Source organism: Paenibacillus sp. EKM206P, from assembly GCF_011066155.1.
GTDB lineage: Bacteria > Bacillota > Bacilli > Paenibacillales > Paenibacillaceae > Paenibacillus > Paenibacillus polymyxa_D.
The window spans coordinates 231,199-255,977 of record NZ_JAAMNQ010000006.1 but is presented as its reverse complement, the minus strand read 5'-3'; the positions used below and the strand labels follow the sequence as shown (position 1 = coordinate 255,977).

25 protein-coding genes, 1 tRNA gene and 1 riboswitch are annotated in these 24,779 nt (G+C 46.5%); of the genes, 11 read left to right on the top strand and 15 right to left on the bottom strand.

Translation table 11 applies throughout. From position 1 onward, the window contains the following. The first annotated feature begins 109 nt into the window (after positions 1 to 109). The 6 genes from G9G53_RS15305 to thiE all read left to right on the top strand — a co-directional run bounded on the left by G9G53_RS15305 (position 110) and on the right by thiE (position 6,406). Entirely contained in the window at positions 110 to 1,831 is a 1,722-nt protein-coding gene (locus G9G53_RS15305; RefSeq protein WP_165148747.1) for an NAD-dependent malic enzyme, read from the top strand. Between the two features lie 73 nt (positions 1,832 to 1,904). Next, a complete protein-coding gene (locus G9G53_RS15300; RefSeq protein WP_165148744.1) occupies positions 1,905 to 2,858 on the top strand; it encodes an AEC family transporter in 954 nt (317 codons plus the stop codon). A 178-nt stretch (positions 2,859 to 3,036) separates the two neighbouring features. Then, positions 3,037 to 3,139, top strand: a riboswitch (TPP riboswitch). 135 nt (positions 3,140 to 3,274) lie between these two features. Beyond that, positions 3,275 to 3,964 (top strand): thiaminase II, encoded by a 690-nt coding sequence (gene tenA, locus G9G53_RS15295; RefSeq protein ID WP_165148741.1) that lies wholly within the window; start codon positions 3,275 to 3,277, stop codon positions 3,962 to 3,964. Positions 3,965 to 4,038: 74 nt separating this feature from the next. Then, positions 4,039 to 4,881, top strand: coding sequence for a hydroxyethylthiazole kinase (gene thiM, locus G9G53_RS15290; RefSeq protein WP_185156364.1), 843 nt, complete (start codon positions 4,039 to 4,041; stop codon positions 4,879 to 4,881). Then, the gene (gene thiD / locus G9G53_RS15285) at positions 4,878 to 5,708 is read left to right on the top strand and encodes a bifunctional hydroxymethylpyrimidine kinase/phosphomethylpyrimidine kinase (RefSeq protein ID WP_069011045.1); all 831 of its coding nucleotides are present in this window, start codon (positions 4,878 to 4,880) and stop codon (positions 5,706 to 5,708) included. Before thiM ends, thiD begins: the two co-directional genes overlap by 4 nt. Beyond that, positions 5,705 to 6,406, top strand: coding sequence for a thiamine phosphate synthase (thiE, locus tag G9G53_RS15280; protein ID WP_165148735.1), 702 nt, complete (start codon positions 5,705 to 5,707; stop codon positions 6,404 to 6,406). The genes thiD and thiE overlap by 4 nt, the downstream gene beginning before the upstream one ends. Positions 6,407 to 6,680: 274 nt before the next feature. Here thiE and G9G53_RS26510 read toward each other — a convergent pair whose 3' ends face one another. The 4 genes from G9G53_RS26510 to G9G53_RS15260 form a co-directional block, all read right to left on the bottom strand. After that, positions 6,681 to 6,878: an XRE family transcriptional regulator gene (locus G9G53_RS26510; RefSeq protein WP_370682681.1), complete on the bottom strand. Its 198-nt coding sequence runs from the start codon at positions 6,876 to 6,878 to the stop codon at positions 6,681 to 6,683. Positions 6,879 to 6,939: 61 nt separating this feature from the next. Next, entirely contained in the window at positions 6,940 to 7,101 is a 162-nt protein-coding gene (locus tag G9G53_RS15270) for an aspartyl-phosphate phosphatase Spo0E family protein (RefSeq protein WP_176715706.1), read from the bottom strand. 231 nt (positions 7,102 to 7,332) lie between these two features. Then, a complete protein-coding gene (locus G9G53_RS15265; protein ID WP_165148732.1) occupies positions 7,333 to 8,727 on the bottom strand; it encodes a helix-turn-helix domain-containing protein in 1,395 nt (464 codons plus the stop codon). A 240-nt stretch (positions 8,728 to 8,967) separates the two neighbouring features. Next, positions 8,968 to 9,942, bottom strand: coding sequence for a LacI family DNA-binding transcriptional regulator (locus G9G53_RS15260; RefSeq protein ID WP_165148729.1), 975 nt, complete (start codon positions 9,940 to 9,942; stop codon positions 8,968 to 8,970). Between the two features lie 171 nt (positions 9,943 to 10,113). Here G9G53_RS15260 and G9G53_RS15255 point away from each other — a divergent pair, with 171 nt between their 5' ends. Continuing rightward, the gene (locus G9G53_RS15255; protein ID WP_165148727.1) at positions 10,114 to 11,457 is read left to right on the top strand and encodes a 6-phospho-beta-glucosidase; all 1,344 of its coding nucleotides are present in this window, start codon (positions 10,114 to 10,116) and stop codon (positions 11,455 to 11,457) included. Positions 11,458 to 11,608: 151 nt separating this feature from the next. Here G9G53_RS15255 and G9G53_RS15250 read toward each other — a convergent pair whose 3' ends face one another. Beyond that, positions 11,609 to 12,511 (bottom strand): PhzF family isomerase, encoded by a 903-nt coding sequence (locus G9G53_RS15250; RefSeq protein ID WP_069290241.1) that lies wholly within the window; start codon positions 12,509 to 12,511, stop codon positions 11,609 to 11,611. A 466-nt stretch (positions 12,512 to 12,977) separates the two neighbouring features. Continuing rightward, a tRNA-Arg gene (locus G9G53_RS15245) sits at positions 12,978 to 13,051 on the bottom strand. 174 nt (positions 13,052 to 13,225) lie between these two features. Here G9G53_RS15245 and G9G53_RS15240 point away from each other — a divergent pair. Continuing rightward, positions 13,226 to 13,519: a DUF4870 domain-containing protein gene (locus tag G9G53_RS15240; RefSeq protein WP_016324668.1), complete on the top strand. Its 294-nt coding sequence runs from the start codon at positions 13,226 to 13,228 to the stop codon at positions 13,517 to 13,519. A gap of 319 nt (positions 13,520 to 13,838) precedes the next feature. On the opposite strand, the gene G9G53_RS15235 is transcribed toward G9G53_RS15240, so the two are convergent. Beyond that, positions 13,839 to 14,198, bottom strand: coding sequence for a hypothetical protein (locus G9G53_RS15235; RefSeq protein WP_013311672.1), 360 nt, complete (start codon positions 14,196 to 14,198; stop codon positions 13,839 to 13,841). 163 nt (positions 14,199 to 14,361) lie between these two features. Between G9G53_RS15235 and asnB the strand changes: the two genes are divergently transcribed. Further along, positions 14,362 to 16,206 carry an asparagine synthase (glutamine-hydrolyzing) gene (gene asnB / locus G9G53_RS15230; protein WP_165148724.1) on the top strand — a complete coding sequence of 615 codons (1,845 nt, stop codon included), beginning with the start codon at positions 14,362 to 14,364 and terminating at the stop codon, positions 16,204 to 16,206. A gap of 95 nt (positions 16,207 to 16,301) precedes the next feature. Here the strand turns inward: asnB and G9G53_RS15225 are convergent, their stop codons facing one another. From G9G53_RS15225 to G9G53_RS15215, 3 genes are all read right to left on the bottom strand, one after another. Beyond that, entirely contained in the window at positions 16,302 to 16,934 is a 633-nt protein-coding gene (locus G9G53_RS15225) for an XTP/dITP diphosphatase (RefSeq protein WP_165148721.1), read from the bottom strand. Then, positions 16,934 to 17,695, bottom strand: coding sequence for a ribonuclease PH (rph, locus tag G9G53_RS15220; protein ID WP_013311675.1), 762 nt, complete (start codon positions 17,693 to 17,695; stop codon positions 16,934 to 16,936). Before rph ends, G9G53_RS15225 begins: the two co-directional genes overlap by 1 nt. A gap of 275 nt (positions 17,696 to 17,970) precedes the next feature. Continuing rightward, positions 17,971 to 19,029 (bottom strand): GerMN domain-containing protein, encoded by a 1,059-nt coding sequence (locus G9G53_RS15215; protein WP_069011038.1) that lies wholly within the window; start codon positions 19,027 to 19,029, stop codon positions 17,971 to 17,973. 152 nt (positions 19,030 to 19,181) lie between these two features. Here G9G53_RS15215 and G9G53_RS15210 point away from each other — a divergent pair, with 152 nt between their 5' ends. Together G9G53_RS15210 and G9G53_RS15205 are read left to right on the top strand one after the other, a co-directional pair. Next, the gene (locus G9G53_RS15210) at positions 19,182 to 19,739 is read left to right on the top strand and encodes a phosphatidylglycerophosphatase A family protein (RefSeq protein ID WP_069011037.1); all 558 of its coding nucleotides are present in this window, start codon (positions 19,182 to 19,184) and stop codon (positions 19,737 to 19,739) included. A gap of 69 nt (positions 19,740 to 19,808) precedes the next feature. Then, entirely contained in the window at positions 19,809 to 20,246 is a 438-nt protein-coding gene (locus G9G53_RS15205) for a GNAT family N-acetyltransferase (protein ID WP_069011036.1), read from the top strand. Positions 20,247 to 20,388: 142 nt separating this feature from the next. Here G9G53_RS15205 and G9G53_RS15200 read toward each other — a convergent pair whose 3' ends face one another. The 5 genes from G9G53_RS15200 to G9G53_RS15180 all read right to left on the bottom strand — a co-directional run bounded on the left by G9G53_RS15200 (position 20,389) and on the right by G9G53_RS15180 (position 24,699). Further along, on the bottom strand, positions 20,389 to 21,180 hold the full coding sequence (locus G9G53_RS15200; RefSeq protein WP_165148718.1) for an SDR family NAD(P)-dependent oxidoreductase: 792 nt from the start codon (positions 21,178 to 21,180) through the stop codon (positions 20,389 to 20,391). Positions 21,181 to 21,285: 105 nt separating this feature from the next. Then, the gene (locus G9G53_RS15195; RefSeq protein ID WP_029518356.1) at positions 21,286 to 21,924 is read right to left on the bottom strand and encodes a TetR/AcrR family transcriptional regulator; all 639 of its coding nucleotides are present in this window, start codon (positions 21,922 to 21,924) and stop codon (positions 21,286 to 21,288) included. A 245-nt stretch (positions 21,925 to 22,169) separates the two neighbouring features. Beyond that, positions 22,170 to 22,805, bottom strand: a complete 636-nt coding sequence (locus G9G53_RS15190; RefSeq protein ID WP_029518355.1) for an NAD(P)-dependent oxidoreductase — start codon at positions 22,803 to 22,805, stop codon at positions 22,170 to 22,172. A 75-nt stretch (positions 22,806 to 22,880) separates the two neighbouring features. Further along, a complete protein-coding gene (locus G9G53_RS15185; RefSeq protein ID WP_029518354.1) occupies positions 22,881 to 23,891 on the bottom strand; it encodes an MBL fold metallo-hydrolase in 1,011 nt (336 codons plus the stop codon). Between the two features lie 22 nt (positions 23,892 to 23,913). Further along, positions 23,914 to 24,699, bottom strand: coding sequence for a class I SAM-dependent methyltransferase (locus G9G53_RS15180; RefSeq protein WP_165148715.1), 786 nt, complete (start codon positions 24,697 to 24,699; stop codon positions 23,914 to 23,916). Positions 24,700 to 24,779: the final 80 nt, after the last annotated feature.

The window sequence follows — 24,779 nt, the reverse complement described above, 5'->3', positions numbered from 1 at the left end:
TGTCATATATAAATAAACGAATAAAACAAATTGGCACGTCCATACTATGGATAACATGTCATCTTTCGTTATGAATAGTTATGTAAATGAACAGAAGGAAGGTCTTTCTATGGAAGCATTTTATGTCAATCGCGATGGGTCATTATCTACTCCTTTACGGGGGAAGGATGTGTTGGCAAATCCCCTTTTGAACAAAGGCGTTGCTTTTACAGAAGAAGAACGCAAAGAACTGGGTTTGGATGGAATCCTTCCTCCCACCGTCCTTTCATTGGAGAAACAGAGCGTACGAGCATATCAGCAATTTCTCGCACAACCTACCATGCTACGTAAAAATGCTTCTCTCAACGACCTCCACAACCGAAATGTCGTCCTCTACTATCGGCTACTAACCGATCATTTAAGTGAAATGCTACCCGTAGTCTATACACCGACCGTCGGAACCGCGATTCAAGAATATAGTCACGAGTACAACCGCCCTGGGGGCGTATATTTGTCGATAGATAACCCGAACGGTATTGGACAAGCGTTTTATAATTCCGGTTTGAGTGGTGAAGATGTGGATCTGATCGTCGTAACGGATTCCGAAAGTATTTTGGGGATTGGGGACTGGGGTGTCGGGGGGATTAACATTGCTATTGGCAAACTTGCAGTGTATACGGCTGCGGCAGGCATTCATCCCGGGCGGGTGCTGCCCATTGTACTGGATGTAGGTACGAATAATGAAAAGTTGCTGAATGATCCACTGTACATCGGAAACCGCCATAAACGGGTTCGCGGAGAAGCCTATAACCAGTTTATTGATACTTTTATCAGCAAAACGTTAGCGCAATTCCCGAAGGCGCTTTTACATTGGGAAGATGTTGGTAGCGTAAATGCACGCCATATTATAGGAAAATACGGTCAAAGTATACTCACCTTCAACGATGATATACAAGGTACAGGAGCGGTGACCTTGGCTGCAATTCTTTCGGCGGTGGGTGTCACCAAGACTCCGCTGCGTGAGCAAAAGGTACTTGTCTTCGGCCCAGGAGCAGCAGGGATCGGTAACGCTGACCAAATTCGGGGCGCTATGATCGAGGACGGCCTTTCCGCGGAAGATTCATTCAAGTCCTTTTGGGCCTTTGATTACCGTGGGCTGTTAACGGACGATATGGAAGATGTACTGGAATATCAGAAACCGTATGTACGTAAAAAAGAGGAAGTCAGCTCATGGACGCGGTCGGATGACGGCAAAATACCGCTGCTGGAGGTCATCCGTCAGGTGAAGCCTACCCTATTAATCGGAACTTCTGGAGTAGCAGGTGCCTTTTCTGAAGAGATCATCAAAGAGATGGCGAAGCATGTAGAACGCCCGATCATTATGCCCATGTCCAATCCTACAAATCTTGCAGAAGCTATACCTGAGGATCTAATACGGTGGACCGATGGCAAGGCATTAATTGCTACCGGAAGCCCTTTTGACCCCGTCACTTATAACGGTACGAAATTTGAAATTGGACAGGCGAACAATGCCTTTGTGTTCCCGGGACTGGGTCTGGGTGCGATTGTGGTTAAAGCCAAAAGGATTACCCCTGCGATGTTTACAGCCGCAGCAGATGCCGTTGCCAATGGCGTAGATTCGAATAAGCCTGGCGGTGCGTTGCTCCCTCATATCCAAAAATTACGTGATGTTTCGTACGTTGTTGCGGTTGCGGTAGCGAAAGCAGCGATTCAGGATCAGGTAGCTCAGGCACACATTTCAAATGTTGAACAAGCTATACGGGATGCAATGTGGAAACCGGAATATGTCAAGGTCAAAGCAGTGGAAAGCGTAATACATCACCCTCACTAATGCTCCATTTAGGAAAGGGATTGCCTTGTTCAGACAGGCAGAATACGTCAGTTCAAGCAAGGAGAATCAATCTATGAGTGTCGGACATATCTTGTACATTTTGGTGCCGATTTTTTTCGTTATTATTTTAGGGTGGTTAGCGGGGCATTACAAAAGCTTTGATGCCTCTTCCTCCAAGGCCTTAAATGCGCTCGTTACCAAATTTGCACTGCCTGCGCATCTATTCATCGGTATCACGACAACGGACAGGAAAGCACTCATCGAGCAATGGCCATTCCTGCTGGCACTGTTCATTGGCATTGTCGGCTTTTTTGCCGTTCTCCTTCTACTGTCCCGCTTTGCGGGGAAGCAGTCAGTGAAGGATGCCGCCATGTTTGCTTTGAACTCGGCACAGCCTACCTTTGCTTTTATGGGTATTCCGGTGCTTGGAGCCATCTACGGTTCCTCTGCTGTCGCCATTCCGATTGCGCTTACGGGAATTGTAGTCAATGCCTTCCTTGACCCGGCGGCTACTATTATAGCTACCGTAGCCAGCCGGAATTCAGGCAAAGAACGGAACGGTCACCTCGGAAGGTTAATCTGGGACTCCATTCTTCACGGCTTAAAAGAACCGCTGGCGCTGGTTCCACTGATTGGTGTAATTTTGACCTTGTTCGGCTTCCATTCACCGGATTTGTTGAACAAATCGTTGAATCAAATCGGAGACATTACGTCCGGGGCCGCTTTATTCGCTGTCGGAGTGACCATTGGCGTACGCAACATTAGTTTTAGTGTAAGTGCCTTTGCCATCGCATTGTTAAAAACAATTGTACAGCCTTTATTAATGCTGCTGATCGCCTACCTGTGCGGTCTGTCGTCTGCAGATACTGTGAAGGCAGTTCTGCTCGTTTCCTTCCCGGGTTCAGCAGTCGCTGCTATGATCGCCACCCGTTTTGAAAGCCTGGAATCAGAAACAGCCTCCTCCTTTGTCATCAGTGCTGTCATATCGCTCGTCACACTCCCAGTTCTGATTTCTCTTTTGGTATAAAATCTGATTAATTAGACAGTGAAGCCTGCCGCGAACTCCTTCGTGTAGACGGAACTGACCTTCTCCAGCGCCTTTTTCCCTCTCGGAAGCGAACTTCAGCTCTGTCGTTTGGCCCTTGACCAGATAGACATGTTTGACATAGCGTATGAACGTATGTACAGTAATAGTCAAAAGAATAGAAGTCCACTAGGGGAGCCGCTATAGCTGAGACAAGAACGTATCTTGGACCCTTTGAACCTGATCTAGTTCGTACTAGCGTAGGAAAGTGGAGCCTTTATATAAGGTTTCAAGCGTTTTTTTGCGCATTGTGCCTATTGTTGAAGCCGCTCCAGTTTTCCGGGGCGGCTTTTTAGCGTTGTTCCGGAATTATATTCTTACAGGACTTCTTGCTCTTCAATTTTATGGAGGTGGCGAAATTGAGTTTTACACAAGAACTCCGTCGGCAGGCGGACGGCATTTTTCAAGCGATTTTTGAGCATCCCTTTGTGAGAGGTATTGCTGAAGGAAGTTTGACAAGGGGACAGCTGATTCACTATGTAAAACAGGACTTTGAATATTTGAACGCCTACATGCGGATATACGGCATCGCAATCTCCAAATGCACGAATCGGGAGGACATGGCTGTATTTAATGAACAAATCTCTTTTATTCTCCACAGCGAGGTTCACCCGCATCAAAATTTCTGTGCTGTCGCAGGGGTGACCTATGAAGAATTGCAGGGATATCCGCTCGCTCCGTCGGCTCATCACTATATCCGGCACATGCTGACGGTTGCGCATGAGGGCAACCTGGGCGAGATCTTGGCTGTGCTGCTGCCATGTATGTGGACGTATGCCGAGATTGGCCGCAGGCTGCTAGATGAAGTAAAGCCGGATAAGTCCCATCCGTTCTATGAATGGATTGGCTTTTATGGAGACCAGCTTGATGATACAACACTCAAGTTCCGAGAACGTGTAGATGCTTGGGCGGAAGGGGCAACGGCTGCTGAGCGGGAGCGGATGATTGAGCATTTTATACTGAGCTGCCAGCTGGAATATAAGTTCTGGGACATGGCTTATAAGCAGGAAGAATGGCCGGTCCAGATGCAGGCAGCGGTCTTGGAATAGTCAGCCTGTCAATTCGATGCGTGAAGTACGGTTAATGTCCTGTTGAACCACCAACTATAGAGAGGATAATCATGATGAGTACATGGGAAAAAAGTTATTCGGATCTCCTAACGAAGGTACAAAATAGCAAACCCCTCGTTCACAATATCACCAATGTGGTAGTCACCAACTTTACCGCCAACGGCCTGTATGCATTGGGAGCCTCCCCGGTGATGGCCTATGCACCCGAGGAAGTAGCAGATATGGCCAAAATAGCAGGCGCCGTCGTGTTAAACATCGGTACGCTGAACCGCGAACTGGTGGATGCCATGATCATTGCTGGACAATCGGCGAATGCACACGGTGTTCCGGTCCTGCTAGACCCGGTCGGTGCGGGAGCAACGAGCTTTAGAACTGAATCGGCACTGCGAATCCTGAGTAAAGTCAAAATCTCATTGGTACGGGGCAACGCAGCCGAAGTTGCCCATCTTGTCGGAGAAGCGCGTGAGATTAAAGGCGTAGATGCTGGTGACAGTGCTGACAGCGGCCATGTCGATCTGGCAATTCGGGCTGCTCGAGCGCTCAATACAATGGTTGTCATCACTGGAAAAGAAGACGTCATCACCGATGGGACCGAAGCACGAATGATAAGCGGCGGAGACGCGCTGCTCACGAAGGTAACCGGAGCAGGCTGCCTGCTGACCTCTGTGTTAGGTGCCTTTGCAGCTGTTGAACCCAACCTGCTGCTCGCAGGTACAGCAGGCTTGGCATTTTACAGTGCAGCAGCTTCCCGAGCCGCAACACGTACCGCAGAGCTAGGGCCAGGCAGCTTCCAGATTGCCTTTCTCGACGAGCTCGCCAAACTACATACTGGTTCGCTAGAGGGGCATGTCACGATCCGTGAAGCTGGAACAACTACAGCAGGTGGTGCGCGATGACAGACACTCGTGTACCCAGAGCACTGACGATTGCCGGCTCGGACAGTGGCGGCGGGGCCGGAATTCAAGCCGATCTCAAAACCTTTCAAGAGCTTGGCGTATACGGCATGTCAGCTATTACGGCCATTACTGTACAGAACACCTTAGGGGTCCACGGCGTATATCCGCTGCCACAGGAAGCAACAGCGGAACAGATCGAAGCTGTAGGATTAGACCTTGGAGTGGATGCCCTGAAGACTGGCATGCTGTTTAATGCGGGTATCATCCGTCTTGTGAGTGAGCAGATCCGAAAGTTCGGCTGGAAAAAGGTCGTCGTCGATCCCGTGATGATTGCGAAGGGGGGCGCTGAACTGCTGCAATTGGAAGCGGTGCAGGCTTTGAAGGACGAACTGCTCCCCTTGGCCCTGGTCGTTACACCGAATATCCCGGAGGCGGAAGCCCTGACAGGGATCAGCATCCGTACGATGGAGGATCGCCGCGAGGCTGCAAGACATATTAGCAGTATGGGATCAGAATTCGTTGTGATCAAGGGTGGCCACGCTGACGAGAGCGAGAGCAGCGAACAGATTGTTGACCTGCTCTTTGACGGAACCGCCTTTACAGAGCTGAGCGGCAAGCGAGTACGGACTGTCCATACACACGGAACTGGGTGCACCTTCTCGGCAGCGATTACCGCAGAATTAGGGAAAGGGATGTCTGTACCGGAGGCTATCTCGAATGGCAAAGCCTTCATCCAGGCGGCGATTGAGGAATCTTTGCAGCTTGGACAGGGACATGGGCCCACCAATCATTGGGCCTTCCGTCGTCGTCAGGAGATGCTTCTATGAGCGGCAGAATGTTGTCAGAGGTGGTGCGCCGCCAGCTACAGATGTACCTGGTGCTTGGAAGCGTGAATTGCCTAGCGGAACCAGGCTGGGTCGTGCAGGAGGCTCTGGCTGGCGGGGCAACCATGGTCCAGTTCCGGGAAAAAGGCCATGGCGCATTAACGGGTATCCCTATGTTCGAACTTGCGCGCCAGCTACAGGAACTGTGCCGCCACGCTGGTGTCCCCTTCATCATCAATGACGATGTGGAGCTGGCTCTTGAAATCGACGCTGACGGTGTTCACATCGGTCAGGACGATGAATCTGCCGAAACCGTCCGCGAGCGAATCGGAAATCGAATTCTAGGCGTCTCTGCCCATACCATTGAGGAAGCACGTCGAGCCATTCTGCAAGGTGCTGATTATCTCGGCGTCGGGCCAATCTATCCTACCCTCTCGAAGGATGATGCCCATGCTGTACATGGGCCAGCAATTTTATATGAGATGCGTAAAACGGGAATTGATGTGCCGATTGTTGGAATCGGAGGTATTACAGTCGACCGTGTTGAGGAAGTCGCACGTGCAGGTGCAGATGGTGTGGCGGTGATTTCAGCCGTGACACAGACAGAGCAGGTTAGAGGCGCGGTCAAGGAATTAAAGAAAAAGGTAGTGCTAGGCATCAAAAATCGAGAGATGTCCCAAAAATCATTTAATAAAAGATAAAGATGGATCATAGCAAATTGTTTCGATTGACTAAATAATTTCTCGTTTCATACCCAGCAGAAGACGATCTGATTAATCAGATCGTCTTCTTAGGTTGTCGAGACTTTATATAAGACCAGTATTATAACCGATACGATCGTAGAACTGATTATGTTTATGATCTTATTCGGAATTATCCTATTTTTATTTATCTCAAAAGAAACACGATGGCATAAGTCGCTTTTAATTAATACTTATGTTCAGACAGAGTCGTTTCAAAAATAGAAATAATACATTATTCTTCAATTCCGAGCAATTCGGATACTTGTTTTCTGTATCTTGTAGCCTTGCGTGTCCCATGAATGAGATTTGACAATCTGGAAGCTGGAATATGATATGTACTACAAAAAGTTTTCTGATCCATTCTTTTCTCGAGCAGTTTTTGCTTGATCTCCCATCCAAAAGGGGTTACAGAATTTCGATGATTCAACATCACTACCTCCAAGTTTTAGTTTTTGGAATCATGTATTACGCAACATGTAATACACCAGAGCTTAATGATTCGATCTGCATGTTTGGTAATGATTCAACAGGTAATCCAACCTTTTAGATTGCTCAATTACTTTGGGGTGTGTTAAAAATCCATACTTTTTCTGGACTTGGTACAGTTTCCTCCTAGCTCTCTCGACACGAAGTAAAGTCACACCTTGGTTCATCAGTATGATCCCCTCCTCTATGTCACATTTTAGAATAAAAAGACGTTTTTTGGTTTTTCGGATGATGCGCCTAACAAAAAGAGAATATCACAAAAGTTTTCATAAATAAGGGCGTCCCTAAATCTATGCAAAAAACCTCCGTTTCCACTAATAAAGTGGAGCAGAGGCTCTAGTTTCTATTAATAATATTTACATACAGGATCTTAATCCTACATGAATAAAAGGATACTACTACCAATAATAAAACGTTCTTTCTCTTTGCCCTTCGCTCACTAAACTTTCGTACCTCATATGGGCCTTAACATCTGCAAACGCTTTAAACTTCTCAAATAGTCTTATGCACCTAATAAAAAAAGCTTCTTTATTAATGGTTAATGATTTAGATAAAACGTCTAGCAAGTATTTAAAGCCATGCGTGTAGCTACCTCTATTCAAGTAATACTTAGCAAGTTCATATTTAAAAAGCGTTATGTGTTCTGGTACAACTTGATGTGTGTACATATCAGTAGATGCTGGATCAAAAGAATTAAACTCCACTTCAAAACGTGAGAGTACATCATCAACATCTATTGCATATCGGTTAGCCGCTATTATAATGTTCAACAGCATTGAGAGCTTTTCATCTTCGTTAGTAATTAATGTAGCTACAATATATTCAACATAATCTGGAAGCACACTGGTATCCCCAGACAGAAGTTTATTTACAAAGATATTACCTACTGCCCAATGCTCGTACAAGTTGATCCAGTGTCGAGTTTCCTCGTCTGTCTCAATCACCCAATCTAAATTTGCGTAGGCATATGTAAACTGTAAAGCTTGCTGATAATTGCCTTGGGCTTCACATACACTAGCACACAGTAAATCAGCATAGGTAATGTAAACAAATATGGGACGACTTAACCTCATATAAGACTCCTCACTCTTTTGCTTCTTCTGCCGTTGTTTCATAGAATAATAAATTTCCGCTTTATGTCTCATTTTTTGAGCTGTTTCATAAAGCATATCCCACTCGTGTAATGAACGATACACATTCGCTAGATCCTTCAACGCATCAAGTTGATCTATTTCATCCAGACGTTCGACAAAGGGTTCAAATCGAGTAGCCGCCTTGAGATTTCGGATCTGATCGTTCCCCACCTGAATCGTAAACAGACGATACTGACAGATAGCCAAGCGTTCAGAGTGCTGGTACTTCTCGCCTTCCGCAATCCCCTCATAGAGTAACAAAGCAGCATTACGCTGACCTTGTGCGAATAACATTTCTGCCGCATCGAATAGCTTCGGGGAATAAAGGAGGTTGTCCATGATATGGGCCACTACAAGCTGGATCGCATGTAACTTGTCCAGTTCCGCACAGCGAAATAACAACGGCTCAATTCGCCGCCAATCTGGGGAACGCTCAATGATGTAGTTATCTATGTATAGTTCGTAAAAAAAACCTTCTGGTAGTCCCATAGCCCAAGTGATTCGATCTAGCTGATGTATAGCAACAGGACGATGCTTGGCAATCCAATTATTAAGTGTTCTTTGATGAACACCTGAATGTTCGGAAAATTGCGCCAAAGTCAAATTGTTTTGTTTTAAAAAATTCTCAAACTTATCTAAGATCGTAGGTGTATGTCCCAAGTCATAACCACCCTTCACATAAAAACACCAAATTTTTATAATCTCATCTCAAATTATTGTCCAAATTTTAACATACGTCAATGAGCTTTAGTTAATATCCACATTATTAGTACCCCTTAAAAAGGTGAAAATACCACATTAATTCATATATTCATTAGCATTTAAATATTTGTAACAATGGATGGGTGAACACCTCCATCATTTTCATTGAGAAGCTTTGAAACACAACCCTTTCAGAATTCAGGTGGTCGCTCGCTCTACTAATTTGAATTCCAGATGATGTATCGTTTCATCCAGCCCTTCGAGGGCATTTCGAATCATAATGAACGCATTCTCAGCTTGCTTGTCTATCGGGTAATGAATCGTAGTTAAATCAAGCAAATGCGAGATTTCGGTGTTATCAAAGCCTACTACTGCAAAATCACTCGGTACAGAAACACCTAGCCTACGCGCTTCAGTCAAAAGACCTGCTGCCAAATAATCGGTAGAACAGGCGAAGGCGTCCGGCCTGTCTGTTGGTGCTCGTTCTGCCCACCAATGAGCTATTTGTTCACCAGCTTCTATTGAATTTAAATCATAAAAATGCGGGAAGGCCTCAGCGTCCAAATCATATTTTTCGCAAAAGTCATGATAAGCTCGAATGCGTTCTTTTGTATTCAACCCCCGCATGCTGCCGTACACATTCACAATTTTCCGATATCCTCGGGTGTACAAATGTTCCAATGCCAGCGTATAGCCCTGATACTGATCCATAAATACAGACGGGATTGCCTCAATGTTTACACGCTGCCAGGTCACAATCGGGCCATATTTTGTATAATGCTCAATCACACTCCACTCATTAACGCGAATCATACAGACCAAGGCGTCCAGTTGCTTTCTCCGCAACATTTCCAGCGCTTCAAGCTCCTGTTCCTTCTCCCCATTGGTAATAAACAGCGCTATATTAAAGCCATGCTCCTGGGCATACATTGTAAATCCGCGCACAAATAAACCCAATGAATCATTAAAAGAAAGTGAAATAATCCCTATGAGCTTGGTCATGCCTTTTTTTAAAGATACCGCATTAAGATTAGGAACATAATCCAGTCGATCTATGACCTCCTGCACACGCTGTCTTGTCGGTTCACTTACGTACGGATGGTTGTTAATGACACGGGACACCGTAGCCGAGGATACCCCCGCCAGCTTTGCAATTTCATGAATATTCGCCATTTTTCTCACCTCGTTCTTTCTATTTTAGCATGTTCGTGGTGTCCGCCCTATAATTGTCACCTTCCCAAAATAAGTTTTTCAAAAGCGCTTGACCTGTAATGCATTACAGGGATTACAGTGAATTTGTGCTTAAGAAAGCGGTTTACAAAACATACTTAGGAGGCACTAACTATGAAAAAAGGCATAAAGATTGCAACCATTGGCGGAGGCTCCAGCTATACACCGGAATTAGTAGAAGGCTTCATCAAACGTTATGCAGAGCTTCCCATTCGGGAATTGTGGCTGGTAGATATTGAGGCAGGTCGTGAAAAACTGGAGATCGTAGGCGCCATGGCCAAACGGATGGTAAAAGCCGCAGGCATTGATTGTGAGATACATTTGACCCTGGATCGCCGGGAAGCGTTGAAGGACGCTGATTTTGTAACGACCCAATTTCGGGTAGGCTTGCTGGAAGCCCGGATTAAGGATGAAAGTATTCCGTTAAAACATGGCATGATCGGTCAGGAAACTAATGGGGCCGGTGGGATGTTCAAAGCTTTTCGTACCATCCCTGTTATCCTCAGTATCGTCGAAGATATGAAAGAACTGTGTCCGAATGCATGGTTAATTAATTTTACCAACCCTGCGGGTATGGTCACCGAAGCCGTGCTTCGTTATGGTCAGTGGGATAAAGTCATCGGATTATGTAATGTTCCAATCGGCGCGATCAAGAGTGCATCGGCTGTGCTGGACAAACCGGAAGAAGAGCTATTCTTTAAATTTGCAGGCATTAACCACCTTCATTGGCACAAAGTTTATGACAAAACAGGGGTCGAATTAACAGAGCAAGTTATTGAAGGACTGTACGCTCCGGGCGCAAAGCCAGAGAAAGTCGTAGAAAATATTAAGAACATGCGCTTTCTGTATGATCAAGTTCGTCAATTGAAAATGCTGCCTTGTCCTTACCATCGGTATTACTATATGACGGATAACATGCTCAAGGAAGAATTAGAGGAAGCCAAAAACGAAGGAACTCGGGGCCAAGTGGTCAAACGTCTGGAAGAAAGTCTGTTTGAATTGTATAAAGATCCGAATCTGGATTACAAACCAGAGGAACTATCCAAACGCGGCGGTGCGCATTACAGCGATGCAGCCTGTGAGATCATTAATTCCATTTATAACAACAAAGGCACATTGATGGTAGTTAGTACACGTAACAATGGGGCGATTGATGATGTTCCTTATGATAGCGCCATCGAAGTGACCAGTGTCATTCGCGCTCATGGTGCCGAACCTGTCAACTTTGGCAAATTCCCACCTGCCCAGCGGGGCTTGCTGCAAGTGATGAAGGCAATGGAAGAGCTGACGATTGAAGCGGCGGTCACCGGTGACTATGCAACAGCACTGCAAGCCTTCACCCTGAATCCGCTCGTACCAAGTGGTGACATTGCTCAAACCGTACTGGATGAATTACTAGAAGCACACAAAGAGCATCTACCTCAATTCTTTGCTCATAAGGAGAAGGCGACGGTATAAAGCTAGCAGCAATCATCCTGCTGGAACACAAAAAAGCTTCCTACATGTAGGAAGCTTTTTGCTATACGTCCCAGGAGTACTTGCTGGGACATTGGTGTTATTGGTTTGTACTTGGCTTGACAATCCGTCATTAAGATTATTGATAACTTTTTTAAAGTATGATCTCCGTTGAAAAAGCAATAACCGCTTTCCCCGTAATTTGAACTAATACGGGTTTTCCCTGTTCCTTTTTCACATGAACATGCATTGTTCCCTCTCTTTTGATTGCCTCACCTTGTAAAATATCAAAATCAAAAGACTGCTCATTCTCATTTTGCAAAATGTTATAGTGTACCAAATAGGCTCCAAGCGGTCCGTTTGCATTTCCTGTCACCGGGTCTTCAGCTATTCCAATTGCAGGAGCAAACATTCTTCCGTGAACCAATATATCCTCTTGTGGATTTAATGTAAAAACATAATATCCATTACATCCAATATGCTTGCTGATTTCTGTAAGCTTCTGCAAATCAGGTTTTAAACTATGTAGTATTTCATTGGAGTAAATCGGAACCATTACCTTAGAATGACCTGTTGAAGATATTGCAACTGGATATTCCATGCAAATATCTTTACAAGAAATACCTAACGCATTTGCAATCTGACTTCTTATTTCATCATTTAAAGGCTCTGATACAGAAGGTTCTCCCTGTGTCATTACAATAGAATAGTCATCTTCATACTTTATAACATCAACAGGCAATATACCTGCTTTTGTTTTTTGAATAATTCTTCCAGTTTCAGCTTTTCTCTCAATTGCATAAATATAATGCGCTGCTACTGTTGCATGACCACAAATTGGAACCTCTGTTGTTGGAGTAAAAAATCTTACTTCAACATCATAATTTGAAGAATCTGTTTCAAAAATAAATGCAGTTTCCGAATTATTTAATTCTCTTGCAATTCTCTGCATCTGCTCATCTGTAAGTCCATTTGCATTTGGAACAACCCCAGCAGGGTTACCATGAAATCTATTTTTTGTAAATGAGTCTACTTGATATATTCTATATTTTTTCATAATTTCGCCTCTATAAATACCAGTTTGTCTGTCTGTTAAATCTGATATTAACATACTTTTTAGGCAGTTTCACTTAAATTAAAAGATATAATATGGCCCTTTAATGAAAACGAACTGATCCTTATTATAGAATCGCGCTCTTTTATGGAAGATTGTTATTAAACTAAAGCTGCAGTTAGCTGAAATGGTCTTCTCAATCCTTATCTAAAAGTGGAATAAATCTTTTATGATTATAGATACTTTTAGATTCTGCCACGCCTGTTGAGTAACTCAATTCATAAAACAAGAGGTGCACAGCGTGTAAAAATCGTGTGTATAATTTGAGTAAACAGGTGTATTAATCACACCTTATTCTAACGTTTTCTATCGTAACCCCAATAAAAGAAAAAACGCCCCAAACCCTTATATATCAAGGATTTGAAGCATTTTAAATTTCGTTCAAACTTTACATATCTGAACGCTTCGACGTCCCAGGAGGGATTCGAACCCCCGACCGACGGCTTAGAAGGCCGTTGCTCTATCCAGCTGAGCTACTGGGACAAGATGGTGATCAATAAAACCTTATGTATTCAGCGCATTGATTATTATATCACATTTCGGGCAACTGTCAAAAGCATTTTTTCATGATGTAGGGAAGTGAGCTGCAAAAGGAATCATTTGGACGCTAACGGGGTATTATGTACAAAGAACCATGCATAAAGGAGGGGTTAATCCGTGAGAGGTCTCTTGTCGTCACTTTGTTATTTCAGCATTTTCTTCGCACCTTTTCTAGTGCCTGTCATTGTGTGGATTGCAGTACGGGACGAATATGTTCAGGGACATGCAAAAAAAGCTATTTTATCGCATATTTTCCCCATTATTGCGGCGATTCCGCTAGTGTATTTTATTATAACGGCGAATCATGCAGGTTCAGTGATCGGGTTTGTACTGCTATTCGTAGTGGTCTATCTCGGGGTTTTTGTGTATAACATCTACAAAGGAATTATGACGCTGCGTGAAGCGGCTTAGTTCAAAAAGAAGCCTCCTACATACCGCAAATTTGGCGGGATACGGAGGCTTCTTTAGGGTCATTTTTAATGAGTTGCTGTTGCTATTTGGTTCAATGGCTGCTTATTTATTCCCAAAGCGTTTAGGACTTCTCCGTACTTCATGTCTTACGTTTTTCTCCAGCACTTCTTCTGCAAACTCATTGTTATGAATATAACTGCTGCCTTTATTTTTCTTATAATTCGCTTTGCCGTCTATGATTTCCCCCTCCTTTCACGCTGATCCGGCGATGGCGCCGGAGCCCAAATCAACAGAAGCCGAGGCATAGCACACCATATCCTCATGCCCCGAACTCCTTGGCGAACTCTGTACTGAGTTGCCCATAGGAGAGCAATTCTTTTTTGAACTTCTCTCGCTCCTCACCAGCAGTAATGTGTGTAGAATCGGTAAAAGCCTTGTCTGTCACTTCCTCAAATGCCGAATGCAGGTTATTGTCGTACCAATCCAGCTCCAGATCGGCGTCATTGCGGATGATCCGTACCATGTCATAGTCATGCTGACCATCCGTCTGATCCTTGGCCGTGATATAGACCAGCAGTTCCGGGTCATCCGCGGCACCAGGCCGCACCTCTACCTCAGCGCAACGCACTCCGTCAAGTTCAGTGAAGCGGCGTATTTTGGCATCCTTGATGTAGTACATGGTCTTCCTCCTTCCTTGCGAGTAGACGGGTTGCCCCATCAGTAGTTTTCGGAACGGACAGACATTTTATGCTTCTTTTCGGCATATATACTGTTGAACTGGGGATTTAGTTTTTGATTCATTCCAACACTGGATGAACACGATAAAGAGAGGATGAACAGACATGTGCGGAATTACAGGTTTCATACAGTGGAACGGAGACTTAATGCATCAATCTGAGCTGCTGCTGAATATGACACAAACGCTCTCCGATCGCGGACCAGATGCTGCGGGTACCTGGATATCCAATCCGTGTGCCTTCGGACACCGAAGACTGAGCGTTATGGACCCGGAAAATGGCGCTCAACCCATGATCCGGCAGCTGGAGGATATCACTTATACGATTGTATATAACGGGGAAATATATAACGCGCCTGAGTTGAAAAAAGAGCTGCAACAGCGCGGGCATTTTTTCCGTACACAATGCGACACGGAGGTGCTGCTCGAATCCTATATCGAATGGGGCCCCGAATGTGTGAATCGGTTAAACGGCATTTTTGCGTTTGCGGTCTGGGATAGTGAGCGGGAGCAGGTGTTTCTGGCACGGGATCGGCTGGGAGTGAAGCCGCTATTTTATAGCCAGACCGAAGAAGTATTCGTATTTGGCTCAGAACCCAAAGCACTGCTTCAGCATCCAGCGGTAGAAGCAGCAGTGGACGCTGAGGGATTGGCCGAAATCTTTATCATCGGTCCTGCACGTACCCCCGGACACGGCGTCTATTCGTCTATGAAGGAGCTACGCCCCGGGCATACGCTGACTTACAGCCGCGACGGCGTGCGCATTCAAGCCTACTGGACACTGGAAAGCATTGCGCATGAGGATAACACCGAAGAAACGGCGCTTAAGGTACGAGAACTGTTGCTGGATACGGTGGAGCGGCAGCTCATTTCGGATGTTCCGGTGTGCACCTTATTGTCTGGCGGGCTGGATTCAAGCGCTCTATCCGCATTAGCTGTCGATTATTACAAACGTACCAGGCAGGGACAAGTTCATACGTATTCGGTCGATTATGTGGATAACGACAAGCATTTTAAAGCCCATGCGTTTCAACCCGGAGCCGATGCCCCCTGGATTCAGCGGATGGTGGATGAATTAGGGACAAATCATCACTGGATTGAATTCGATACGCCAGAAGTCGTAGCAGCTCTGAACAACTCCACGCTAACGCGGGATTTACCCGGAATGGCGGACGTGGATTCGTCGCTGTATCTCTTTTGCCGGGAGATTAAAAAAGGGGCTACGGTCGCTATTTCCGGCGAGGCTGCGGATGAAGTTTTTGGCGGATATCCATGGTTCCACCGGGAGGATATGCTGAATTCGGGTACATTCCCGTGGGCAGTTGCTCCTGACATGAGAGCCAGTCTGTTGTCTCCCGAAGTGCGGGACTGGATCAAGCCGCTGGAGTATTTGAACGACCGCTACTCCGAAGCGGTAGGAGAAGTGCCGAAGCTACCAGGAGAAACAGGAAAAGCTGCGCAAATGCGCGTTATGTCCTATTTGAACATCACCCGCTTTATGCCTACTCTACTGGACCGCAAGGATCGGATGAGTATGGGAGCCGGACTCGAAGTGCGGGTACCGTATTGCGATCATCGATTGGTGCAATATGTATGGAACATTCCGTGGAGCATTAAGATGACAGGCGGACGTGAAAAAGGTATTTTGCGCAAGGCGCTTGAGGGTGTACTGCCGGATGATGTGCTGTATCGCAAAAAAAGCCCATATCCAAAAACGCATAACCCTTCCTACCTTGAGGCTGTGAAAAAGCAGGCGCTGCAGCTGCTGGATGACTCCTCTTCCCCACTGCTCAAGCTGATTGATGCGCAAAAGGTACGCGATATTGCCGCCTCACCGGAGGCATCCACCAATCTGCCTTGGTTTGGTCAACTGATGTCGGGTCCGCAGTTGTTTGCCTATTTGGCCCAAGTGGATAACTGGTTGCGCACTTACAAGGTAGCTATTCGATAAGCTAAAAATACCAAAAAGGCTATCCGCAGCTCATGACTGACGGATAGCCTTTTTTCGTTATGTGAATGGGGGATGATTTCGCCCCTGCTACCAAGCTATGCCTGTGGATTACCCAGCTTTGTTGCCAAATTACGCAGAGCTATCCCTCGGTGACTGATAGCCTGCTTTTGTTCCAACGTCAGCTCGGCCATTGTCTTCTCAAACTCTGGCAAATAAAACAGCGGATCATACCCAAACCCACCGCTGCCGGCGGTTTCAGTAGTAATCCAGCCTTCCACGGAACCTGTCGATTCCAGCGTCTCGCCAGTCTGCGGATTATACAGAATCAAGGTACAGACGAATTGAGCCGGGCTTAGCAAAGGCTGTCCCGTATCATCACCCAGCTGCTTCGATTCCAGAACGTCGAGCAGCTTGATATTGTTTTCGTGATCGCTGGCACCTTCTCCAGCATAACGGGCAGAGTATACCCCCGGTGCACCGTCCAGCAAGTCCACGCAGAGGCCTGAATCATCGGCCAGCACGGGCAATCCGAGCACATCTCCAACCGCTTTTGCTTTTTTCAGTGCATTTTCGGCAAAGGTTTTGCCATCTTCAACGACATCAGGAATGTCGGGATAATCGTACATGCTTCTGACTTCCTTGCCAAACGGCGCAAAAGCATGCGCAAATTCCCGCACTTTTCCTTTGTTTTTCGTAGCGACAATGACGACCGGGCCATCCAGCTGCATTAGGCGCCAGCTCCTGTACGTCCAGCACCGATCTTATCAGCAATCGGTCCAAGTACTTCTTTTTGGCGCTCAATCATTTGCAGAATCCCTTGTTCGCCCAAGCTAAGCAGTTGATCCAACTCGTTACGGTCAAATGGGCTTTCTTCACCTGTACCTTGCAGCTCGACATATTTTCCACTGCCAGTCATGACAAGATTCATGTCCACTTTGGCCTTGGAATCCTCTTCATAGTTCAGATCCAGCAACGCTTTTTCACCTACAACCCCTACGCTGACGGAAGCCAGAAAATCGGTAATCGGAAAAACAGGCAGCTTGTGCTGGGTAGCAATTTTATTGACCGCAATCGCCAACGCTACGAAAGAACCGGTAATTGAGGTTGTACGTGTTCCGCCGTCCGCCTGAATGACATCACAATCCAACGTAATCGTCCGTTCACCAAGCGCCTGCAAATTGACCACCGAACGCAATGCTCTTCCAATCAGACGCTGAATTTCCATGGTACGGCCTGTCAGCTTGCCACGCGCAGCTTCACGCTGATTACGGCTATGAGTCGCACGCGGAAGCATGGAATACTCTGCGGTTACCCAGCCTTTTCCTTGTCCCTTCATAAAGGGGGGGACGCGTTCTTCTACAGTAGCCGTGCAAATGACTTTCGTCTCGCCAACCTCTATAAAAACAGAGCCCTCCGCGTATTTATTTACTCCTGCTGTCAATTTCATCGGGCGCAGCTCATCACCGTTTCGTCCGTTAGATCTACTCATGCTTTTTCCTCCTACGTCGTATGCAACCTGTTCTTATATGTTTATTTTACCAAAGTGTGCAGGCAAAAGCACCCCAAGGACGATTCCCGCCCTTAAAGAGGTTGTTCAAAAAGTCGTCTTTCCATGACGAAGCTAATCAAGAAGCGGATTCAACGTCGAATCTTGAATTCAGCCGGGCCTTCCGTTGCTCACGTAGATCTGTCTACGCTCCGCTACTCAGTCCCTAGCTTCATCCAATCTTCTCGGTCCTGAAAAGCCGACTTTTGAACACGCCCTTAAAGAGGGATTTCGTTAATATGCTGCGGCTTGGCTACAGGCTCTCCATAATTTTGATTATTTTGTCCAATCACGCTTTTTTCACCATTCAGTTCAATCCGAATTTTTGTTTTGACTGCATCATCTGAATTGTCTGCCGCTGTCAGCACAACCGATTCCAAAAATTCAGCAGGCACTGCTTCTCCCTTAGCGAACATATCATCCGAGAGCGATACCGTAATGACGTTGTCTTTGGAGCGTTCTACCGATTTCAGTGCCGTCTCTCCTGTCATCACTTCTTGTAACCCATCTTTGGTCTGCGGCCCTTGAATCAATTGATGCAGTGCTGACTGGACACGATCTTTTTCAGGGCTGACCAACCGTGTTACAGGTACATAGTATTGAACTCCAGCAGGAGAAGATGAAGAGAAATACACAGTGACTGGACTAGAATCCAGTGGTGTTACGCCATGACCAATCTCCAAGTTAATACCTACTGCACGTGTCAACGGATGATCCAGCGGTGTGCCGCCAACAGGCATTTCGTTCAGCTTTTTGCCCTCCACCCAGATCTGTACGCTCTCAATATCAGGACGGTCGGTCAGGGTCCAGGTCAAGCTCTCCATTAATTTTCGTTCATCCTGTGGCTTATAGTTGGCGAAAGATTTGTTGAATTCGACAACAGCCAGCTTGTTGTTCTTGTCCACTGTCACACTTTTCACTTCCGTGCCTTGGGGAATTACACCTTTAAATCCCTCTGGCAATAATCCGGCATACGGCCCCCCCTCAACCAGGGCTTCCAGCGCCGACTTGGCATCTGCCTGTACATCCCCTGTAGCCATCGGTAAAGATACCGGGGCCAGCAAACCGTTATGATCTTGCAAAAAAACAGCCCTCAGTTGCCCTGTACTGGCAGGTGCTTTTCCGGTTACAGCCTTAATCATGGACTGCTCTGTCGTGGACGGCGGGGGGTCAATGGATGCCGATTCGTTGCCGAAAAGGCTGCAGCCTGACAACAACAGGGGTAGGGATAGCAGTCCAGCTACAGAGGTCATACGCCATGGGTGTTTTATATTCATAAGTGAAGTTCCTCCCTAACAATTTTGTACAGATTGTACTAATATGTATACAAGCCTCGCGTAAAAAATAACTACTTTTTCAGCAGACTGGACACACTGGTCATAATTGCAGTAGAAATCAGGATCTATACGAGGAGGGTAACTTCAATTTTATGGACAAGAAAAAAGTACCTTACAGCCTGAACAGTAAAAAGGTAGCTGATGCCACCCGCGAGTGGCTGCACAAGCGTGGCGTTAACATGACTGAAATCGCAGAACTGGTCATGCTTTTACAGAAAAAATATTACCCAACCCTAACGATGGAAGAATGTATGGAGAATGTGGACAAGGTACTGATGAAGCGCGAGGTTCAAAATGCCGTGCTCACGGGCATCCAACTGGATATCCTTGCAGAACAGGGCGCTCTTCTTCCCCCATTGCAGGATATGATTGAAAATGATGAGGGATTATACGGGGTGGATGAAATTCTGGCCTTTTCCATTGTAAATGTGTACGGCAGCATTGGATTCACCAATTACGGTTATGTCGATAAACTCAAACCAGGTGTGCTGGAACGCCTGAATGATAAAAGCCTCGGGCCGATCCATACGTTCCTGGACGACATTGTGGGCGCTATCGCAGCTTCGGCCAGCAGCCGTATCGCCCATCGCAAACAGGCAGAGCGTGAGCAGGAGCTTGGGGAAGAAAGCGCACCGAATACAACACGTTAAACAACATGCTAAATAACAAACAACGCGTGGGAATATAACAGATATATAAGGGTTAGAGGAGAACTAGACATGGCAAACATTACTGAAGGGTATGCATTCCGTACGATGCAGGCTAATGATTATGATCAAGCCATTGAGCTGTGGAATGGCTTAGACGGATTGGGATTAAGCGAGGCCGACTCACCGGAGCGAATTGCACGCTTTTTACAACGGAACGAAGGACTTAGCTTTGTCTGTGAGTACAACGGAAACATCATAGGCACGATTTTAGCGGGCCACGATAGTCGCAGGGGGTTTCTGTATCATCTGGGTGTAGCTGCAGCACATCGTGGTCAAGGGATCGCGCCCAGATTGGTGGATAAAGCGTTATCTGCTTTGCTGAGAGAAGGCATTGATAAATGTCATCTGTTTGTGATGGAGCATAACGCAGGGGGTCAACGCTTCTGGTCAGCTAATGGCTGGGAGAAACGGGATGGAATTTTACTATATTCCCGAGGACTAGAATAGGATCTAAGCGCTTGATCTATACAAATAGGAACACCGGGTCTGATTCAAGTCGAGCTATAAACGATCAGACCCGGTGCATAATACTCACAGCTTATTCATTGCCATTCTAACATTTCAAGCTCAGATTACCTTCATTCATAAATTACAATCCATTTTGTGGACGCAGTGCACGTTCTACAATTCCCAGCGTGGATTGACGAGAGAAGAACCGGGACACCTGAGCTACCCAATAGTTTTGGCGACCGGAAATGATGTGACTACGTCCCTTTTCAAATGCTCTCAACGCGTTCTTCACAACGGTTTGGGGAGTTTCCCTAATTCCAATTGACGCTTCACTTGCGCCAACAATATCAAAAAACGGCGTTTCTGTTGAGCCTGGACAAAGGGCCAAAACTTTAAGCCCCCGTTTCCGATTTTCGGCCCATAGCGCTTCAGTAAAAGAAAGCACAAATGCTTTGGTTGCTCCATATACGGCCATATAAGGATCGGGCTGAAATGCGGCTGTGGAAGAAACATTGATGAGCCCCCCATCCCGCTTACGCAATAAATCAGGCATAAATGCATGTGTGATGTCGACTAAAGCAGCCACATTGAGCATCACTTCCTCATGCTGTCGTTCTCCTGAAACCTGCTCAAAGTATCCATAGGTGGCAAAACCCGCGTTGTTAATCAGGAGATCTACCTTTAGCTGTTGTTTTTGAACCTCCTGATGCAATGTCTGGGATGCTCCGGGTGTGGAAAGATCCAGCGCAATCACTGTTGCTTTTACGTTATATTTAGCTATGAGCTCCTTGGCCAGCGCTTCTAATTTGGTTTCATTCCGAGCTACCAAAATGAGGTCACATTTCTTAGCTGCGAGCGAATAGGCAAATGCCTCGCCAATACCGGATGATGCCCCTGTGATCAGAGCTGTTTTGTTTGCGTACATAAACATGATGATAACCTCCACAGTATCGTTGTTTTATTCTAGAAACATTGTTACCACTACTCTATAATGAACTGAAGTCATCTACTATGACGACCTCAGTACACTTCATTTTTACGATGGGGATGAGGATGTTTTAAATGCTACGAGCGTATTCTTCAGTGTAAATGCATACACCCCTTGAGCCATATCTACATCTGAAAAATGACCTGCAAACTGAAGATGTATGACCCCATGTAAAGCAGACCAAAACATCCGGACAACCAGCAACGGATCATGCTCTTTCAATGCTCCCTGCTCCATAGCGTGTATGACGGTTTGCAGAATTCGTGACAGTGCCGTTGTGGTCCCCTCCAAGCTCTGTTCATCCGGCTTGAAATCAGACAATGCCCCGCCAAACATCATTTTATAATAGGCTGAATGGAGCTGTGCAAATTCCCAGTACGCCCAGCATAGAGCTTCCAGATCAGCGAGTACGCTTTCGGTAACAGGTACTTGCTGGAAGGTTTCAGCCAATAGCCGACATCCATCCAGGTACATCTCATTGGCAAGACCATCCTTACTGCCAAAAATATTGTAAATGATCTTGGTGGAACAGCTTAATTTCTGCGCAACTCGCCGTACGGTCACAGCCTCAGGCCCTTCTTCCACAAGAAGGATGCATGCGGCATCGATGACATTTTTACGTAGCAATTGCTGCTGCTGTTGCTTCACTTCCGAATAGGTTTTATAGGGAGGCGATGGCTCGGACATGATTGAATGCACTTCCTTTTGCTTGAGGATTTTGCAAAATCCTGGCTTATTAAAAACTGTTGCTTGTTGCTACTATAATAAATTAAAGAACTACACAAGACTTTCGGGAAACGGTGTTTCCGTTAAGAATCATAGTATTCTAAGCCTGAGTATTTGTCAAATAAAAAAAGAAACACAATAAGTAGATACACTTACCGTGCTCTGGTTGATTGCTTAAAAATGAAGCTATGTTGGGTGTTTCACGATCAGTAGGCAATACCTACCCGTGTACGGATAAATTCGTAACTCTTGCATTGCCAATAAGTAAAATCAGCCGTATCCGCGGTGGTAATTTGTGAGCCACCTTCAGGCAAAAAATCTTTTTCCACGCGATAAATACCTGTCCGCGCTCCGTCCGGTAGATAGGTTGGACATACGATTGTCCAGTCTAGTGCCGATTCACGCAGCAATTCGTACACTCGCCGATGTTCCTGGGCCGCACGAGTGCTGCGTCGTCGGGTATCGTAGGACTCGTAACGATACAGGTCCGGTTCGGTCCGGCTTTGCAAAATTCCTGCCGTTCCTACCGTAATGAGCCGAGAAATGGACTGTTCCTGCATGAGCCGGATCAGCAGGGCTATATTAACGGATAAGGTAGTCGTTCCATCCGTATTCAGCGCACTGATCACAGTCGTCGCCCCACCCTTCAGCGCCTGTGCTACGTCCTCTCCATTAGTGGCATCGCCTTGTACGATTTGCAGCTGATTCCCATATCCAGGTATGTAATCCTCCAACTTGTCCGGTGAACGAACAAGGACCGTAACGGTATGACCGTCCGCTAACGCATAATCTAATATATACCGTCCTACGCGTCCGGTAGCTCCCAGCAGCAGCAAATTCATAAAGTCCTCTTTTCCGGCATGCATGCCGCTTGTCATGTTGTTTCGTTATGTCACTTGTTGGTCAACTTTCCGTGACTATTGACGGCAAAAGGGATAGAAGCGCGTGATTGGGTTCGTCTCGCTCATAGAGGCCCGTTCACGGCGCACCAGCTCCACCAGATGAGCCAGCGTCTCGGACATGGCAAACCTTAGCTGGTGAATACCCAGCTTGCCACCGAACATGGCAATGCACAGCTCATAGGCTGTGCTTCCCTCCGGTTGGATCAGCTGCTGAAATTTCTCCAGTCGTTCTTCATGATGTGCCAGCAACGCTTGCGTCCGCTCCCGAAAATAACCAAACGGATTGCGGTGCCCCGGATATGCCCACGCTACCTCCAGCTTACCTAGACGCTGCAAGCCGTCTACATAAGACTTCAACGGCTGGGCATCACTGCCCGGCAGCAGACTGATATTAGGAGAAATCTGCGGCAAAACTGCGTCACCGCAGAGGATAACACCGCTATTCGGGTCATATAAGGACATATGTCCGGGCGCATGCCCTCCCGTCTCGACGGGCAGCCAACTGCGTCCACCCCATTCCAGACGAGCGTCTATGCCGGTAGGAATAACGGTAATCTCAGGCTGTGGATTCACTTGCAAATAAGCCTGCCGCATATGTAATTCCAAGGCCGGCACTTGCTCCAAAGGAAAACCATGCTGGACAAAAAAGCTGGGAAGCCTGTTCTCCATAGCGACCGTCGATTCTGGAGCGTCCCACATCATCATCGCTTCCTTATGGCTTCGGGCTGACATATGTACACGAGCCTGACTTTGCTGCTGCATCCAGCCCGCCAATCCGTAATGATCGGGGTGATGATGAGTGACCACAATGTCCGAAATATCCCCAAAGGACATTCCCAGCTGGTGGAAGACATGCGCCCATTCTGCCTCGGTGTCCATATTGCGCGGCCCCGGGTCTACAATTGTAAAACCGTGCTCTCCCTTGAGCACATAGCTATTCACCCAGCGCAGCGGAAAGGACATGGATATTTTGACCTGAAAGCCTCCGTCTATTCGCTCACACGGTGTAAGCTCTGGCATTTTCATGGCTTCCACCCGCCTTTCTGTTTCAAGCCCGCACGCCGACAAAAATCATTCGAGGCGAAGCATCTTCAATATATTGATCTTCATTATAGCTTCCGTGTACCTGCTCTACAGATAGTCCGGCTTGCTCTAGCAATCCACGAAACTTCTCATATGGATATAGCTTCACTCGTTCATGATACACGCGCGCAGGTTCTCCCTCAGTAGGAGTCGTGCCCAGAGCAGAGGCTGCCTCAGTGCCCGTAACGGATGCAGCTGACCGAATCGCAATTTTCTTTTTCACAAATCCATCTTCAATGACCCGATGCTCCTCAATCCAATTCCCTTCATCCTCCCGCGACGAATGCGGTACCAAATGAGCGGCTACGTAAGCAGGGTTCAAATAATCTATGATAAAGCGTCCTCCCGGCTTCAACAGCCGATATATTTCCTTTAGCACTTTAAGCTGCTCCTCATCCTGTTCAAAATAACCAAAGGAGGTGAACAAATTCATCACCGCGTCATAGCTTTCATCCAGCGGCACCTCTCTCATATCCCCTTGATGCCAACTTACCCGTCCTTCGGAATCAGCTGCACGAGCTTCTCTCAGCAGCACATTGGAAAGGTCCACACCTGTCACCTGATAACCTGCATCTGCGAGCGCAAGCGAATGACGTCCCATCCCACAACATAAATCCAATACGCTGGAGCCTTGCGGTAATTTAAGCCAGGAGATCATTTTTTGCACTTCCTGATAGGCTCCCTGAAAGTCGCGATGCTTGTATACCAATAAATAATCTTCCCCAAAGCTTTGCTCGTACCATTCTGCCATATCGTTTCTCCTCCATGAACTCATTTCGCTCTATTACATACTATATTAGCTTTTTCAAACTGGAAACTCAAAAGCATTAC